Genomic DNA, 16,220 nt, shown 5'->3' with positions numbered 1-16,220 from the left:
CACTGACACTCCGTCCTCCCTTTTCCGCGCCGACTCGACACCTGGTCGACAGATTCCGTCGCGTAACCAAAAGGCAACAACGGAATCACTTGTTGGGTGCCCATAGCTCTGTCAGGATCGGCACTCAAATCGAGCTGGAGCTACGCCACCCGCATTCGACAAACGCGGGGCGACGGCGGAGGAGAGCGAGAGCGACATGCACAACCCGGGCAATGCCACCCCGGAACGATTCCCGGCCCAGGACCGCTTCGCGGACGGCGCGCAGTTCATCGCGGGGCGCCTGACCAAGGGCACCTCCGGCCGTACGCACGCCGTCGTCGACCCGTCGACCGGCGAGGAGGTGTACACGTACGAGCTGGCGGGCGCCGCCGACGTGGACGCGGCCGTCGCCGCCGCCCGCGCGGCCTTCCCGGGCTGGTCCTCGGTCACCCCGGGCGAGCGCTCCGACGCCCTGCACCGCTTCGCCGCCGTGCTCGCCGAGCGCGCGGAGGACTTCGCCCGCGCCGAGTCCCTCCAGTGCGGCAAGCCGCTCAAGCTGACCCGCGAGTTCGACGTCCCGGGCACCCTCGACAACACCGCCTTCTTCGCCGGTGCCGCCCGCCACCTCCAGGGGCAGTCGGCCGGCGAGTACTCCGGCGACCACACCTCGTACGTACGCCGTGAACCCATCGGCGTCGTCGGCTCCATCGCGCCCTGGAACTACCCCCTCCAGATGGCCGCCTGGAAGATCCTCCCGGCGATCGCCGCGGGCAACACGATCGTCCTCAAGCCCGCCGAGCTCACCCCGCTCACCTCGCTCCTCTTCGCCCAGGCCGCCACCGACGCCGGTATCCCGGACGGCGTGATCAACATCGTCAGCGGCACCGGAAAGGAGGCCGGCGAGCACCTCGTCGGCCACCCGGACGTGGCCATGACCTCCTTCACCGGCTCCACCGCGGTCGGCAAGCGGGTCGCCGAGGTCGCCACCGCGACCGTCAAGCGCCTCCACCTGGAGCTCGGCGGCAAGGCGCCCTTCGTGGTCTTCGACGACGCCGACCTGGAGGCGGCCGTCCACGGCGCGGTCGCGGGCGCGCTCATCAACACCGGGCAGGACTGCACGGCCGCCACGCGCGCGTACGTGCAGCGGCCCCTCTACGAGGCGTTCGTCGAGCGGACGGCCGCCCTCATGGAGACCGTCCGGCTGGGCGACCCGTTCGCGCCGGGCACCGATCTCGGACCGCTGATCTCGCACGTCCAGCGCGACCGGGTGGCCGGTTTCGTCGACCGGGCGCGTGCCTACGCGCGCGTGGTGACCGGCGGCGAGGCTCCTCAGGGGGATCTCAAGAACGGTGCGTACTATCGCCCCACCCTGGTCGCGGACGCCGCCCAGGACAGCGAGATCGTCCAGTCCGAGCTCTTCGGTCCGGTGCTCGTGGTCCTGCCCTTCGACAGCGACGACGAGGGGATCGGGCTGGCCAACGACACCCCGTACGGGCTCGCCGCCTCCGCCTGGAGCCGCGATGTCTACCGGGCGAACCGCGCCACCCGCGAGATCAAGGCGGGCTGTGTGTGGGTCAACGACCACATCCCGATCATCAGCGAGATGCCCCACGGCGGATACAAGGCGTCCGGCTTCGGCAAGGACATGTCCGCGTACTCGTTCGAGGAGTACACCCAGATCAAGCACGTCATGTTCGACAACACGGCGGTGCCGCGCAAGGACTGGCACCGCACGATCTTCGGGGACCGATAGCCGTATTCGGGCCGCCTGACCCGCGGCCGCCCACCATCCTCCCGAAAGGGCACCACGCGCATGGAGCAGTACGAGCCCGACCGCCTGTCCCCGGCCCAGGTGGCCGCCATGCGGCGCAGCTTCAGGAACGGCAGGGCCGCCCTCACCCGCCGCTCACTGCTGCGCGCCTCCGCGGGCGGCGCGCTCGCGGTCGGCGGAATGGGCGCGCTGAGCGCCTGCGGCATCCCCGCGGCGGGCAAGACGCAGGGCGGGGTCTCCGCCGACGACCACTCGGCGAAGGAGAAGACCGTCAACTTCTCCAACTGGACCGAGTACATGGACGTCGACGACAGCGGCAAGCACCACCCGACGCTGGAGGCGTTCACCAAGCGGACCGGCATCAAGGTCAAGTACACCGAGGACATCAACGACAACAACGAGTTCTTCGGCAAGATCAAGCCGCAGCTCGCCGCAGGCCAGGACACCGGCCGCGACATCATCGTCCTCACCGACTGGCTGGCCGCCCGCCTCATCCGCCTGGGCTGGGTCCAGAAACTCGACCCGTCGAACCTCCCGCACGCCTACGCGAACCTGTCGGCGCAGTTCCGCGACCCCGACTGGGACCCCGGCCGCGCCTACTCGTACGTCTGGCAGGGCATCTCCACGGTCATCGCCTACAACAAGAAGGCGCTGGACGGCGTCGAGGTGAAGTCGGTCTCCGACCTGCTCGACAACCCCAAGCTGAAGGGACGCGTCGGCTTCCTGTCGGAGATGCGCGACAGCATCGGCATGACCCTGCTCGACATGGGCAAGGACCCGGCGAACTTCACCGCCGACGACTACGACGCGGTCATCGCCCGCCTCCAGAAGGCCGTCGACAAGGGCCAGATCCGCCGCTTCACCGGCAACGACTACACCTCCGACCTGACCAGCGGCGACTTCGCCGCCTGCATCGCCTGGGCCGGTGACGTCGTCCAGCTGAAGGCGGACAGCCCCGACATCGACTTCCTGATCCCGGACAGCGGTTACATGACGTCGACCGACAACCTGCTGGTCCCCAACAAGGCGCGTCACAAGACGAACGCCGAACGGCTCATCGACTACTACTACGAGCCGAAGCCGGCCGCCGAACTCGCCGCGTACATCAACTACGTGTGTCCCGTCGACGGAGTCAAAGCCGAGCTGGAGAAGATCGACGCGGATGCGGCGAACAACCCGCTGATCATCCCCGACCAGGCCATGGCCGCCAAGTCCCACGCCTTCCGCTCGCTGAGCTCGAAGGAAGAGACCGAGTTCGAAGAGAAGTTCGCGAAGCTGACTGGGGCGTGACCACCATGACGAACAAGACCGACACCACGGGCGATGTCCGCCTCTCGGGCATCAGCAAGACCTACGGCTCCTTCACCGCCGTACACCCGCTCGACCTGACCGTGCCGCAGGGCTCCTTCTTCGCCCTGCTCGGCGCCTCCGGCTGCGGCAAGACCACCACCCTGCGCATGATCGCCGGCCTGGAGGAACCTTCCTCCGGCACCGTCTTCCTCGGCGACCAGGAAGTCACCCACCTCCCGCCCTACAAGCGGCCGGTGAACACGGTCTTCCAGTCCTACGCCCTCTTCCCGCACCTCGACATCTTCGAGAACGTCGCCTTCGGCCTGCGCCGGCGCGGCATCAAGTCGGTGAAGAAACAGGTCGAGGAGATGCTGGACCTCGTCCAGCTCGGCGAGCAGGCCCGCAAGAAGCCGCACCAGCTCTCCGGCGGCCAGCAGCAGCGCGTCGCGGTCGCCCGCGCCCTGATCAACCACCCCAAGGTGCTCCTCCTGGACGAGCCCCTCGGCGCCCTCGACCTCAAGCTGCGCCGCCAGATGCAGCTGGAGCTCAAGCGCATCCAGACCGAGGTCGGCATCACCTTCGTGCACGTCACGCACGACCAGGAGGAGGCCATGACCATGGCCGACACCGTCGCCGTGATGAACGCGGGCCGCGTCGAACAGCTCGGCTCGCCCACCGACCTCTACGAGAACCCGAACACCACCTTCGTCGCCAACTTCCTCGGCACCTCCAACCTGATCGAGGCCGAGGTCGACTCCAAGAGCGGCGACGAGATCGTCCTCAGGGCGGGCGGCGGCAAGCTGGTGCTCCCCGAGGCGCGCTGTTCCGCCCCGACACAGACCGGCGGCAAGGTGCTGGTCGGCGTCCGCCCGGAGAAGATCTCCCTCACGCACGCCGACGACGCGGGCGAGATCCCGGTCGGCCGCAACCACATCACCGGAAGGATCGCCAACTCCAGCTTCATCGGCGTCTCCACGCAGTACGTCGTCGACAGCCCGGTCTGCCCGGAGTTCGAGGTGTACGCCCAGAACATCGACCGCGACGCCCGGCTCGTGCCCGGCGCCGAGGTCGTCCTGCACTGGAGCCCGGCCCACACCTTCGGCCTGGACGCGGCCCAGGCTGTATCTGCTGGAAAAATGGGCGACGCCGGTGTCCAGGAAGAGGCGGCGCTCTGATGTCGACCCTCACCGAGGCGCCCCCGCCTCTGTCTCCGACGGCACCCGAGAAGAAGCCCCCGCGCAGACGCGGCCGCCTTGTGCCGTACTGGCTGCTGCTGCCCGGCATCCTCTGGCTGCTGGCCTTCTTCGCGCTGCCGATGGTCTACCAGGCCTCCACGTCCGTGCAGACGGGCTCCCTGGAGGAGGGCTACAAGGTCACCTGGCACTTCGCCACCTACTGGGACGCCCTGTCCGAGTACTGGCCGCAGTTCCTGCGCTCGATCGCCTACGCGGCCGCCGCGACCGTCCTGTGCCTCCTCCTCGGCTACCCGCTGGCCTACCTCATCGCCTTCCGCGCGGGCCGCTGGCGGAACCTGATCATGATCCTGGTGATCGCGCCGTTCTTCACCAGCTTCCTGATCCGTACGCTCGCCTGGAAGACGATCCTCGCGGACGGCGGCCCGGTCGTCGGCGCCCTCAACACGCTGCACGTCCTGGACGTCACGAGCTGGCTCGGCTGGACCTCCGGCGACCGCGTGCTGGCCACGCCGCTCGCGGTCGTCTGCGGTCTGACGTACAACTTCCTGCCGTTCATGATCCTGCCGCTGTACAGCTCGCTGGAGCGCATCGACGGACGCCTCCACGAGGCGGCGGGCGACCTGTACGCCAAGCCGTTCACGACCTTCCGCAGGGTCACCTTCCCGCTGTCGATGCCGGGCGTGGTCTCCGGCACGCTGCTGACCTTCATCCCAGCGGCCGGCGACTACGTCAACGCGGATTTGCTTGGCTCCACGGACACCCGCATGGTCGGAAACGTCATCCAGAGCCAGTTCCTGCGGATCCTCGACTACCCGACGGCCGCGGCACTCTCCTTCATCCTCATGGCCGGGATTCTCGTGATGGTCACGGTCTACATCCGCAAGTCCGGCACGGAGGATCTGGTTTAAAATGACCTTCGTCAACTGGCTCAAGCGCCATTTCGTCGTCATCGCGGGACTTTTGACGCTCGGATATCTCCTCCTGCCGAACGTCGTTGTCACGGTGTTCTCCTTCAACAAACCGAAGGGGCGCTTCAACTACGAATGGCAGCAGTTCTCCACGGACGCCTGGAAGGACCCGTGCGGGGTCTCCGACCTGTGCGGCTCGCTGTCACTCAGCCTCCAGATCGCCTTCTGGGCGACGCTCGGCGCGACCGCCCTCGGTACGGCGATCGCCTTCGCGCTGGTCCGCTACCGCTTCCGGGCGCGGGGTGCCGTCAACTCGCTGATCTTTCTGCCGATGGCGATGCCCGAGGTCGTCATGGCGGCCTCGCTGCTCACCCTGTTCCTCAACATGGGTGCGCAGCTGGGCTTCTGGACGATCCTCATCGCCCACATCATGTTCTGCCTCAGCTTCGTCGTGACGGCGGTCAAGGCGCGCGTGATGTCCATGGACCCGAGGCTGGAGCAGGCAGCTCAGGACCTGTATGCGGGCCCTTTCCAGACCTTCATACGGGTCACCCTGCCGATCGCGGCTCCCGGAATCGCGGCGGGTGCGCTGCTCGCCTTCGCGCTCTCCTTCGACGATTTCATCATCACGAATTTCAACGCGGGCTCGACCGTCACCTTCCCCATGTTCGTCTGGGGTTCGGCACAGCGCGGCACACCCGTTCAGATCAATGTCATCGGGACGGCCATGTTCCTGGTCGCCGTCCTGTTCGTCCTGACCTCGATGGTCATCGGCAACCGCCGCACCAAGCAAAAGGCGTGAGCGGAAGAGCCCTGCAGGGAGTTGACATCATGGCCCCAAGCGCCATGAGCCGTTGGACCACGTCCCTTTCCGACGCCCAGCCGGTCCCGTACTGGCTGGACGACCCCGGCAAGCCCCACCCCGAGCCCGCGCTCACCGGCACCGAGACCTGCGACCTGCTGGTCGTCGGCGGCGGCTACAGCGGACTGTGGACCGCGCTCCTCGCCAAGGAGCGCGACCCGCAGCGGGATGTCGTCCTGCTGGAAGGCCGCGAGGTGGGCTGGGCCGCCTCGGGCCGCAACGGCGGCTTCTGCGCCGCCTCCCTCACCCACGGCCTGCCCAACGGCCTGACCCGCTGGCCGGACGAGATCCACAAGCTCCAGGAGCTCGGCGCCCGCAACCTCGACGAGATCGAGAAGGCGGTCGCCCGGCACGACCTCGACTGCGACTTCGAGCGCACCGGCGAGATCGACGTGGCCACCGAGACGTACCAGGCGCGGGAACTGCGCGACTGGTACGAGCAGATGGAGCGCGAGGGTCTCGCCGACGGCGTCGAGTTCCTGGACAGGGAGGCCGTCCGGGAACAGGTGGCCTCACCGACCTTCCAGGCCGGCCTCCACGACCGCCGGGGCGTCGCCATGCTCCACCCGGCCAAGCTGGTCTGGGGGCTGAAGCGGGCCTGCGTCCGGCTCGGCGTCCGTGTCCACGAGCACACGCCCGCGCTCACGCTGAAGCCGTACGGCGCCGGGATGGCCGTACGCACTCCGTACGGCTCGGTCCGCGCCCGCACGGTCGCGCTCGGCACCAACATCTTCCCGAACCTGGTCAAGCGCGTGCGGGCGTACACGGTCCCGGTCTACGACTACGCGCTGATGACCGAACCGCTGAGCGCCGGCCAACTGGCGTCGATCGGCTGGAAGAACCGGCAGGGGCTGGGGGACAGCGCCAACCAGTTCCACTACTTCCGCCTGTCCGCGGACAACCGCATCCTCTGGGGCGGCTACGACGCGATCTACCCGTACGGCGGCCGGGTGCGCGCCGAGTACGACGACCGCCCTCAGACGTACGCCAAGCTCGCCGAGCACTTCTTCACCTGCTTCCCGCAGCTGGAGGGCCTCCGCTTCACGCACGCGTGGGGCGGCGCGATCGACACCTGCTCGCGCTTCTCGGCGTTCTACGGCACGGCCCACCACGGGAAGGTGGCGTACGCGGCGGGCTACACGGGTCTGGGCGTCGGGGCCACCCGGTTCGGCGCCGACGTGATGCTGGACCTGCTGGCGGGGGAGTCCACGGAGCGCACGGCGCTGGAAATGGTCCGCAAGAAGCCGCTGCCCTTCCCGCCGGAGCCCTTCGCGTGGACGGGCATCGCCCTCACCAAGTGGTCGCTGGCACGGGCGGACGCGCACGGCGGGCGGCGCAACCTGTGGCTGCGGACGATGGACAGACTCGGGCTCGGCTTCGACAGCTGAACTGTCGTATGTGGTCCGGTTCACTCCAACGAGGGGCGAAAACCCGCGTAATGCTGCCAGGAGACCTCCCTCTCTCTCGTGACGCGACTCGCGTCCACGACACAACAGGGAGGTCCCCTCATGACTGGGGCGAAGACGGCGGTCGACTGGGGCGAAGACGGCGGTCGACTGGCTCGCATCCGTGGCTCCGGATCCGGAGGCCTGCCGCTGGGAGTGGGAACGCAACCCCCTCGGGGTCGCGCTCCTGCCCGCGGGCAAGGCCTGGGACGTACTGATCCTGCCGGGCGAGCTCGGCTCCCCCACGCTCGACGTCCTCACCCGCATCCTCGACCAGCCGGGACCGGTGCTGGTCGACTTCGGCGACGCCCGCATGGGCTTCTTCGTACCGCCCGGGACCGCGGCCCGCTGGCTCGGCACGGGCATCCGTACCGCGGGCGCCGGCACCTGGATCGTGGTGCCGTACCCGGGCCGCGCCACCGGCGGCGGAGTCCGCTGGCTGGTGCCCCCGGACGGCTCCGGCACCCTCACCGACCCGGCACTCCTCGAACTGGCGATGCACGAGGCGGCGGCGGGCCTGGCGACGGACGAGCACGACCAGACGAGACCGACTGGACGGCTACTCGTCGGCCGCCCGTGCGGCCGACGCGGAAGGCCGCCTCCGTCCACCTACTACCTACTCCGTCGGCTCGTCGTCGGGCGTCCCCCGCCCGAGGAACAGCCACAAGGACGACAGCAGCACCGCACACAGACACCAACTGGCCACGACATCCAGCGGCCAGTGGTAGCCGCGGCGGACCAGGCCGAAACCGACGCCGACGTTGACGACTGCACAGGCGATGAGGAGTTCCCGGCGGGCGTAGGCCGTGCGCAGCCACGGGAAGAGGAGCAGGGCCGCGGAGCCGTACGCGACGGCGGCCGTGGCGGTGTGGCCGGAGGGGTAGTAGCCGGCCCCCGGCGGCATGACCGAGGTGCCGTGGCGGGCCGTGAGTTCCTTGAGCGGGATGATCAGCGCCGGGACCAGGGCCATGAGGAGGGCCGCCGCGGTGGGCGGGAGCCACCAGCGGTCTGCACCACTGCGCCGGCCCCGCCAGGCGACATAGGCCAGGACGGCGGCGAGGACGGGGACCGCGACCTGGATGTTGCCCAGGTCGGCGAGGAGTTCGGAGACGCGGTCCGGATGCACCAGGGCGCGGCTGACGCGCTCGTCCGCGCGCAGCAATGGGCCGTCGGCGACGACCTGCCAGGTGATCAGCGCGAAGAGGAGGGCCGGAAGCCCGAAGAGGAAGAAGAAGGAGGTCGGCCGCCCCGGAACAGGGGGGGTGGTTCCGGGGCGGCCGATCAGATCGGATGGTCGGCCGCCCCGGGGGGTTTGGGGCGGGCGACTGTCCGATCGGTGAGGAGATCCGGAGCCGGAGGCACCGGTTGTGTGCGCGAGGGCACGACCAGGTCGAAGCTGGGGAGGCCCCGGCCTGATGTCGCCCACAGTCCCCTGTGGGCGGGGTGTATCTCTCATCTGGTTAGAACCTACGTCAGGCGATGGGGCTAGGACAGGCGGAATCGAGTCCTCCCATCCACCTCGCACACCTTCTTCACACGGTCTGCCGCTCGCGGAATCACCTGTGCGGCCCACCCGTCAGATGCGCGCGAAAGCCTGCTCGATGATGTCGAGTCCCTCGCGCAGGAGATCCTCGCCGATGACCAGCGGGGGCAGGAAGCGCAGCACGTTGCCGTAGGTGCCACAGGTCAGGACCAACAGGCCCTCCTGGTGGCAGGCCTTGGCGAGGGCGGCGGTCGCCTCCGGGTTCGGCTCCTTGGTGGCGCGGTCCTTGACCAGCTCGATGGCGATCATCGCGCCGCGGCCGCGGACGTCGCCGATGATGTCGAACTTCTCGGCCATGGCGGACAGCCGGGCCTTCATCGTCGCCTCGATCGCCTTCGCCCGGGCGTTGAGGTCGAGCTCCTTCATCGTCTCGATGGAGCCGAGCGCACCCGCGCAGGCGACCGGGTTGCCGCCGTAGGTGCCGCCGAGGCCACCCGCGTGCGCGGCGTCCATGATCTCGGCGCGGCCGGTGACGGCGGCGAGCGGCAGACCGCCCGCGATGCCCTTGGCGGTGGTGATCAGGTCGGGCACGATGCCCTCGTCCTCGCAGGCGAACCACTGGCCGGTGCGGCAGAAGCCGGACTGGATCTCGTCGGCGACGAACACGATGCCGTTGTCCGAGGCGAACTTCCGCAGCGCGGGCAGGAAGCCCTTGGCCGGCTCGATGAAGCCGCCCTCGCCGAGCACCGGCTCGATGATGATCGCGGCCACGTTGTCCGGGCCGACCTGCTTGGTGATCTGGTCGATGGCCTGGGCGGCGGCCTCCGGGCCCGCGTTCTCCGGGCCGGTCGGCCAGCGGTAGCCGTAGGCCACCGGGACCCGGTAGACCTCGGGCGCGAACGGGCCGAAGCCGTGCTTGTACGGCATGTTCTTCGCGGTCAGCGCCATCGTCAGGTTGGTACGGCCGTGGTAGCCGTGGTCGAAGACGACGACCGCCTGCCGCTTGGTGTAGGCGCGGGCGATCTTGACGGCGTTCTCGACGGCCTCGGCGCCGGAGTTGAACAGAGCGGACTTCTTGGCGTGGTCGCCCGGGGTCAGTTCGGCGAGGGCCTCGGCGACCTCCACGTACCCCTCGTACGGCGTGACCATGAAACAGGTGTGGGTGAAGTCGGCGAGCTGGGCGGAGGCCCGGCGTACGACGGCCTCGGCCGAGGCGCCGACCGAGGTGACCGCGATGCCGGAGCCGAAGTCGATCAGACGGTTGCCGTCGACGTCCTCGATGATCCCGCCGCCCGCGCGCGCGGTGAACACGGGCAGCACGGAGCCCACTCCCTGCGCGACCGCGGCGACACGGCGGGCCTGCAGCTCCTGCGACTTCGGGCCGGGGATGGCGGTGACGACGCGGCGCTCCTGCGGAAGTGCGGTCATGGGGGGCTCCTGGGGTTTCTGCTCTGCCGACGATTGCCTTCTCTTTTCTCGCAGGCTAGGGCGGGGACTGGGAGGTGGGCATGCTCCATGTGGGCGTTCTCGCCGATACGGCTTGTCCGCCGTGGACATAGAGATGTACGGCCCGGTCGGTGCGGGCCCGGCCGCGTAAGCGGTGAACTACCCAGGCGGGGGCGTTAGATTGACTCGCTGACGGTGGACGGAACGGCTGGTCAAGGGGCGAGGGCGATGGACAGCGACGGGACGCGGGACGCGCGGGGTACGCATGCGAACCCTGTGCCACGTCCGGCGGGACCCCCCGGGATCCCGGCGATGCCGCCGCGGCCGACCGCGGCTCCGACGCCGGGCGTGCCGCCGAGGCCGGACGGGTCGGCCTTCCTCGCGTGGCTGCGGACGCCCCGGCCGGAGGCGGCACCGGGGGTCTGGCGGTTCGGGCACGAGCCCCGTCCGGAGGTCGAGCCGGAGCAAGTCCCGACGCGGCAGTTGTTGAGTGGGGCGGTGATCGCGTTCCTGGTGGGCTGGCTGATCTGGTCGCTGCTGGAGAATGGCTACCTCGGGGGCTGGTGGATCCTGCCGTTGCAGCTCCTTGCGCCGGACGCCTGGTTGCACAGCGACAGCAGTGTCGTCAGGCTCCTTCTTTACGACGGCTACACCCTGCTCATCGTCCTGGCGATCATGGTCGGGGTGGGTCGGCTCGGCCGCTGGGATGAGGTGTGGCGTCGCTTCGTAGCCCCCCGTTTCCGGCGCCGTGAACCTGAGCAGGCAACCCCCGCCCCTCAGGAAGACCCCGCCGAGTGGCCCCAGCTGCGGGCCGCCGGGGCCGTCGACGCCGCCGAGCGGCTCGCCGCCGAGGCCCGGGCCGGGCTGATGCGGGACGTCGACCTCGCCCGGATCGACCGCGCCTGGCAGGGCGTGCGCAGCGGCCGCCACAGCCTCGCCACCTTCACCGGCGCGGTGCTCGGCGAAGGCGCCGCCGCCTGCGCGCACCCCTCCGGCGAGCGCGACCTGCCGACCCGGATCGCCCGCCACGACCTGGTCACCGGCCAGGTGCGCCTGGGCACCACGGCCGACGACGCCCGCAACCCGTACGCCTACCGCGGCAGCGGCCTCGGCCTCGGCCCCGAGCTGCTCGGCACCTCGCTCCTCGCCGTCGGACCGCCCGGCTCCGGCAAGACCGGGACCGTCGTGAACCCGCTCGCCGAGTCGCTGTGCCTGCACGCGCTCGCCGGGCGCGCCTCGGTCGTGGTGGTCGGCGCGGCGGGCGCCGGGCTCGGCCCGGCCGACTCCTACGACGTGGTCGTACGGATCGGGAATCCGGAATCGGTGTACGACCTCGACCTGTACGGCGGGACGACGGACCCGGACGAGGCGGCGGCGGTGCTCGCCGAGGCGCTCGTCGGCGATCTCGCCGAGCCGCACCAGGGCGGGGACACCCGCCGCTCCACCACCGTCCTCGCCCAGCTCCTCGGGCCGTTCCGGACGGTCCACGGACGCTTCCCCTCCGTACCGGAGCTGCGGCAGCTGCTCGACGGATCGCCCGCCCCGCTGGCCGCACTGCGCAAGGGCCTCGAGGACTCCGGGCAGGAGTCGCTGCTGCGCGAACTGGACGCGCGGGAGCGGCAGATGGGGCAGCCGGGGGACGTGGGGGGCGTACTCGCGGATCGCGTGGCGCTGCTCGACCGGCCGGCCTTTGCGGGCTTCTTCGACACGTCCGGACAGTCGCGGCCGTTCTCGCTCAAGGCGCTCGACCATCCCGTGCGGGTCCGCGTCGACCTGCCGCAGCGCGGGCACGCCGACGCCTCGCGGATGCTGGCGCGGCTGGTGCTGGCCCAGTTCACGGCGAGCGTGGCGGTACGGGAGGACCGGTCGCTGTTCGCCTGCCTGATCCTCGACGACGCCACGGGCGTGGTGACACCCGAAGCGGTGCGGGGCATTCAGCGGCTGCGGTCGGGCAACGCCGGTGTCGTGCTGACGCTGCGCACCCTGGACGACGTACCGAGGCCGCTGCGCGGGCCGCTGCTCGGGGCCACCGGGTGCCGGATGGCGCTGTCCGGGCTGACGCCGTGGGACGGGCAGGACTTCGCCGAGGTGTGGGGCAAGGAGTGGATCGAGGCGCGGGACGTCACCGACCGGCAGATCATCGCCGAGACGCCGGCCGGCAAGGTGCTGCACGCGGTGCGGCGGGTGATCACCGGCAAGGCGCCGACCGCGCGGGCGGTGACCGTACGGCAGGTCGAGCGGGAGCGGTGGTCCGCGTCCGAGCTGGCGCACGGCGTGCCGCCGGGGCACGCGGTGCTGTCCCTCACCAACGTGAAGGGCGAGCACGCGCCGCCGCTGCTGGTGGATCTGCGCGGTTGAGGTGACGGGGGGACCGTACGCTGAGGCAGAATCGGCACAGGCCGTTCATACGTAGCGGCCAAAAGATCACAAAGATCACGACAGCCACACATGCCACACATACCTGTCTCGTACACCTGAAGGCCTCATGCCCCCCACGCTCGCCTCGCTCGTCCACCACTCCGCGCTGAAGCTGACCGTGCGGGCGGGCGAGGACCGCCTGGACGTGCCGGTCCGCTGGGCGCACGTCAGCGAGCTCGCCGACCCCGTGCCCTACATGGAGGGCGGCGAGCTGCTGCTGGTCACCGCGCTGAAGCTGGACGCGGAGGACCCGGAGGCGATGGCGCGCTATGTGAAGCGGCTGGTCGGCGCGGGGGTCGTCGGGCTCGGTTTCGCCGTCGGGGTCAACCACGAGGAGATCCCCAAGGCGCTCGTCGACGCGGCCGAGCAGGAAGGGCTGCCGCTGCTGGAGGTACCGCGCCGCACCCCCTTCCTCGCCATCAGCAAGGCGGTGTCCGCGGAGATCGCCGCCGACCAGTACCGGGCGGTGACCGCGGGCTTCGCGGCGCAGCGAGAACTGACCAAGCAGGCCCTCACGGACGGCCCGGAGGGGCTGCTGAGCGCGCTCGCCTCGCAGGTCGACGGGTGGGCCGCGCTCTACGACGCCTCGGGCGCCGTCGTCGCCACCGCGCCGGAGTGGGCGGTACGGCGGGCCGCCCGGCTCACGGCGGACGTCGAGCGGCTGCGGGACCGGCCCGCGCCCGCCTCGTCGGTCGTCGGCGGCCCCGAGCACGAGGACCGGGTCGAACTGCACTCGCTGGGCACCGGGCGGCGGCCGCGCGCCGCGCTGGCCGTCGGGACCGCCGCGGCCCTCGGCACGGCCGAGCGGTACGCCGTCCACTCGGCCATCGCCCTGCTCACCCTCACGACGGAACGGTCACGCTCCCTGCACGCGGCCGAACAGCGGCTCGGCGCGGCGGTGCTGCGCATGCTGCTCGCCGGGGAGCCGGACCACGCGCGCACGGTCGCCGGGGATCTGTACGGCGCTCTGCTCGACGCCCCCTTCCGGATGATCGTCGCCGAGTCGGCCTCCGCCGCGTCGGCCGCCCGGGTGCAGACCGACGACCACGCGCGCGTGCCGCCCGCCAATCCGACGGCCGCCACCCTCGCCGCCGCCGACACGAACGGTGATCCGCTGGGCGCGCTCACCGAGGTCGTGGAGTCGGCGGCGGCCCGCTCCGGCGAGGCCGTGCTGGTCGTGCCGGAGAACGGGGGCGGCGAGAGCGAGCGGCTGGTGGTGCTCGCCGCGGACGGCGGTGCCGCGGTGGCCGCGTGCGGGGAGTACGCGGCGGCGCTGGAGGCGGCGCGGGCGGGGGTACGGGAGCAGGCGGCCGGCGGTGACGAGGACGAGCTGGTCGTGGGGCTGTCGGCGCCGGTCGGGCCGATCGCCGCGGCGGCCGCGTACAAGCAGGCCGAGCAGGCGTTGTCGGTGGCTCGGCGGCGGGGGCGGGTGTTCGTCGAGCACGAGCAGATGGCGGCGGGGTCGGTGCTGCCGCTGCTGGCCGACGATGCGGTGAAGGCGTTCGCGGACGGTCTGCTGCGGCCGCTGTACGAGCACGACGCGACCGGGCGGGGGGATCTGGTGGCCTCGCTCCGGGCGTGGTTGTCCCGGCACGGTCAGTGGGATGCGGCGGCCGCGGACCTGGGCGTTCACCGGCATACGCTGCGGTATCGGATGCGGCGGGTCGAGGAGATCCTCGGGCGCTCGCTGGACGATCCGGACATGCGGATGGAGCTGTGGCTGGCGCTGAAGGCGACGTCGGCGTAGGTACCCGGCGCGGGCGCGGGCCTCCCTGGGGGCGGAGCCCCCAGGGACCCGCACCCCCACCGACCCTGCCAATCCGGCGCAACCCCTGCCCCCACCACTACAACTCGGCGAAACACCATCCGCCCTCCCCACCCCTACCGTCGACACATGACTTCCACCCACGCCTTCTGGCTCGCCGGCCGCCAGGCCACCGGCGAGGACAGCTTCGACGTCACCTCGCCCTGGGACGGCCGCCTCGTCGGCAAGGTCGCCGTGCCGAGCGACGCGCAGATCGAGGAGGCCGTGGCCGCCGCGCACGCCGTCCGCGAGGACTTCGCGGCCACCCCCGCCCACCTCCGCGCCGCCGCCCTCGACCACGTGAGCCGGCGGCTGGCCGAGCGCACGGAGGAGATCGCGCAGCTCATCTCCGCGGAGAACGGCAAGCCGGTCAAGTGGGCCCGCGGCGAGGTCGGCCGGGCCGTCTCCGTGTTCCGGTTCGCCGCCGAGGAGGCGCGGAGGTTCAACGGCGGCGAGGCGCAGCGGCTCGACACGGACGCCGGCGGTCAGGGCCGGCTCGCGCTCACCCGCCGCTTCCCGAAGGGCGCCGTGCTGGGCATCGCGCCGTTCAACTTCCCGCTGAACCTGTGCGCCCACAAGATCGCCCCGGCGATCGCCGCCGGTGCGCCGATCATTCTCAAGCCGGCCCCGGCCACCCCGCTCTCCGGGCTCGTCATCGGCGAGCTGCTCGCCGAGACCGAGCTCCCGGCCGGTTCCTGGAGCATCCTCCCGGTGCCCAACGACCGGATGCCCGCCCTCGTCCAGGACGAGCGCCTGCCGGTCATCTCGTTCACCGGTTCCGAGAAGGTCGGCTACGCGATCATGGACTCGGTGCCGCGCAAGCACTGCACCCTGGAGCTGGGAGGCAACGGCGCCGCGGTCGTCCTCGGCGACTACGCCTCCGACGCCGACCTCGACTGGGCCGCCACCCGCATCGCCACCTTCTCCAACTACCAGGGCGGCCAGTCCTGCATCTCCGTGCAGCGGGTCATCGCGGACGCGTCCGTCTACGACCGTCTGCTGCCCCGCGTCGTCGCCGCCGTCGAGGCCCAGGCCACCGGCGACCCGAGCGACGACAAGACCGACGTCGGGCCGCTGGTCAGCGAGGACGCCGCCAAGAGGGTGGAGGCGTGGGTGCAGGAGGCCGTCGAGGCCGGGGCGCAGCTCCGCACCGGCGGCAAGCGCGACGGCGCCTCCTACGCGCCGACCGTCCTGACCGACGTACCGGCGAGCACCACCCTGTCCTGCGAGGAGGTCTTCGGGCCGGTTCTCACCGTGCAGAAGGTGGACGGGGAGGCGGCTGCCTTCGCCGCCGTCAACGACTCCAAGTACGGCCTCCAGGCGGGCGTGTTCACGCACGACCTCCAGGTCGCCTTCCGCGCCCACCGCGCGCTGGAGGTCGGCGGTGTCGTCATCGGCGACGTGCCGTCCTACCGCGCCGACCAGATGCCGTACGGCGGCGTCAAGCAGTCGGGAGTGGGCCGCGAGGGCGTGAAGTTCGCGATGGACGACTACACGTACGAGCGGGTCCTTGTACTGACCGGACTCGCCCTCTAGCTAATGGGAACCATTTTCAGCTAAGGTTGCGTCCGACGCGCTTACGCCGTCCCTGAAGGGGCCCGGCACCGATGCCTTCCGG

Annotated in this window: 11 protein-coding genes and 1 pseudogene; 10 read left to right on the top strand and 2 right to left on the bottom strand. The window is 70.8% G+C overall.

What is annotated here, in order from left to right; translation table 11 throughout:
• The first annotated feature begins 196 nt into the window (after window positions 1–196).
• The 7 genes and pseudogenes from AC5P09_RS05075 to AC5P09_RS05045 all read left to right on the top strand — a co-directional run.
• Entirely contained in the window at window positions 197–1,732 is a 1,536-nt protein-coding gene (locus AC5P09_RS05075) for a gamma-aminobutyraldehyde dehydrogenase (protein WP_493872644.1), read from the top strand.
• Between the two features lie 60 nt (window positions 1,733–1,792).
• Window positions 1,793–3,040, top strand: coding sequence for a polyamine ABC transporter substrate-binding protein (locus tag AC5P09_RS05070; protein WP_493872643.1), 1,248 nt, complete (start codon window positions 1,793–1,795; stop codon window positions 3,038–3,040).
• The gene (locus tag AC5P09_RS05065; protein ID WP_493872642.1) at window positions 3,037–4,215 is read left to right on the top strand and encodes an ABC transporter ATP-binding protein; all 1,179 of its coding nucleotides are present in this window, start codon (window positions 3,037–3,039) and stop codon (window positions 4,213–4,215) included. The genes AC5P09_RS05070 and AC5P09_RS05065 overlap by 4 nt, the downstream gene beginning before the upstream one ends.
• A complete protein-coding gene (locus AC5P09_RS05060) occupies window positions 4,215–5,144 on the top strand; it encodes an ABC transporter permease (RefSeq protein ID WP_493872641.1) in 930 nt (309 codons plus the stop codon). Before AC5P09_RS05065 ends, AC5P09_RS05060 begins: the two co-directional genes overlap by 1 nt.
• A 1-nt stretch (window position 5,145) precedes the next feature.
• Window positions 5,146–5,946, top strand: coding sequence for an ABC transporter permease (locus AC5P09_RS05055; RefSeq protein ID WP_493872640.1), 801 nt, complete (start codon window positions 5,146–5,148; stop codon window positions 5,944–5,946).
• Window positions 5,947–5,975: 29 nt separating this feature from the next.
• Window positions 5,976–7,394: an NAD(P)/FAD-dependent oxidoreductase gene (locus AC5P09_RS05050; protein ID WP_493872639.1), complete on the top strand. Its 1,419-nt coding sequence runs from the start codon at window positions 5,976–5,978 to the stop codon at window positions 7,392–7,394.
• Between the two features lie 124 nt (window positions 7,395–7,518).
• Window positions 7,519–7,983 (top strand): annotated as a pseudogene (locus tag AC5P09_RS05045) (hypothetical protein); the annotation flags it as partial.
• Window positions 7,984–8,067: 84 nt separating this feature from the next.
• Here the strand turns inward: AC5P09_RS05045 and AC5P09_RS05040 are convergent.
• Together AC5P09_RS05040 and gabT are read right to left on the bottom strand one after the other, a co-directional pair.
• Window positions 8,068–8,877, bottom strand: coding sequence for a phosphatase PAP2 family protein (locus AC5P09_RS05040; protein WP_493872781.1), 810 nt, complete (start codon window positions 8,875–8,877; stop codon window positions 8,068–8,070).
• Window positions 8,878–9,027: 150 nt separating this feature from the next.
• The gene (gabT, locus tag AC5P09_RS05035; RefSeq protein ID WP_493872638.1) at window positions 9,028–10,362 is read right to left on the bottom strand and encodes a 4-aminobutyrate--2-oxoglutarate transaminase; all 1,335 of its coding nucleotides are present in this window, start codon (window positions 10,360–10,362) and stop codon (window positions 9,028–9,030) included.
• 246 nt (window positions 10,363–10,608) lie between these two features.
• On the opposite strand from gabT, the gene AC5P09_RS05030 reads away from it, so the two are divergent.
• From AC5P09_RS05030 to AC5P09_RS05020, 3 genes are all read left to right on the top strand, one after another.
• Window positions 10,609–12,738, top strand: a complete 2,130-nt coding sequence (locus AC5P09_RS05030; RefSeq protein ID WP_493872637.1) for an ATP-binding protein — start codon at window positions 10,609–10,611, stop codon at window positions 12,736–12,738.
• A gap of 127 nt (window positions 12,739–12,865) precedes the next feature.
• Entirely contained in the window at window positions 12,866–14,545 is a 1,680-nt protein-coding gene (locus AC5P09_RS05025) for a PucR family transcriptional regulator (RefSeq protein ID WP_493872636.1), read from the top strand.
• A 147-nt stretch (window positions 14,546–14,692) separates the two neighbouring features.
• The gene (locus AC5P09_RS05020; protein WP_493872635.1) at window positions 14,693–16,138 is read left to right on the top strand and encodes an aldehyde dehydrogenase family protein; all 1,446 of its coding nucleotides are present in this window, start codon (window positions 14,693–14,695) and stop codon (window positions 16,136–16,138) included.
• The last annotated feature ends 82 nt before the right edge of the window (window positions 16,139–16,220 follow it).

The organism is Streptomyces sp. a15 (genome assembly GCF_059026085.1).
This window is presented reverse-complemented; position numbering and strand designations above follow the sequence as displayed.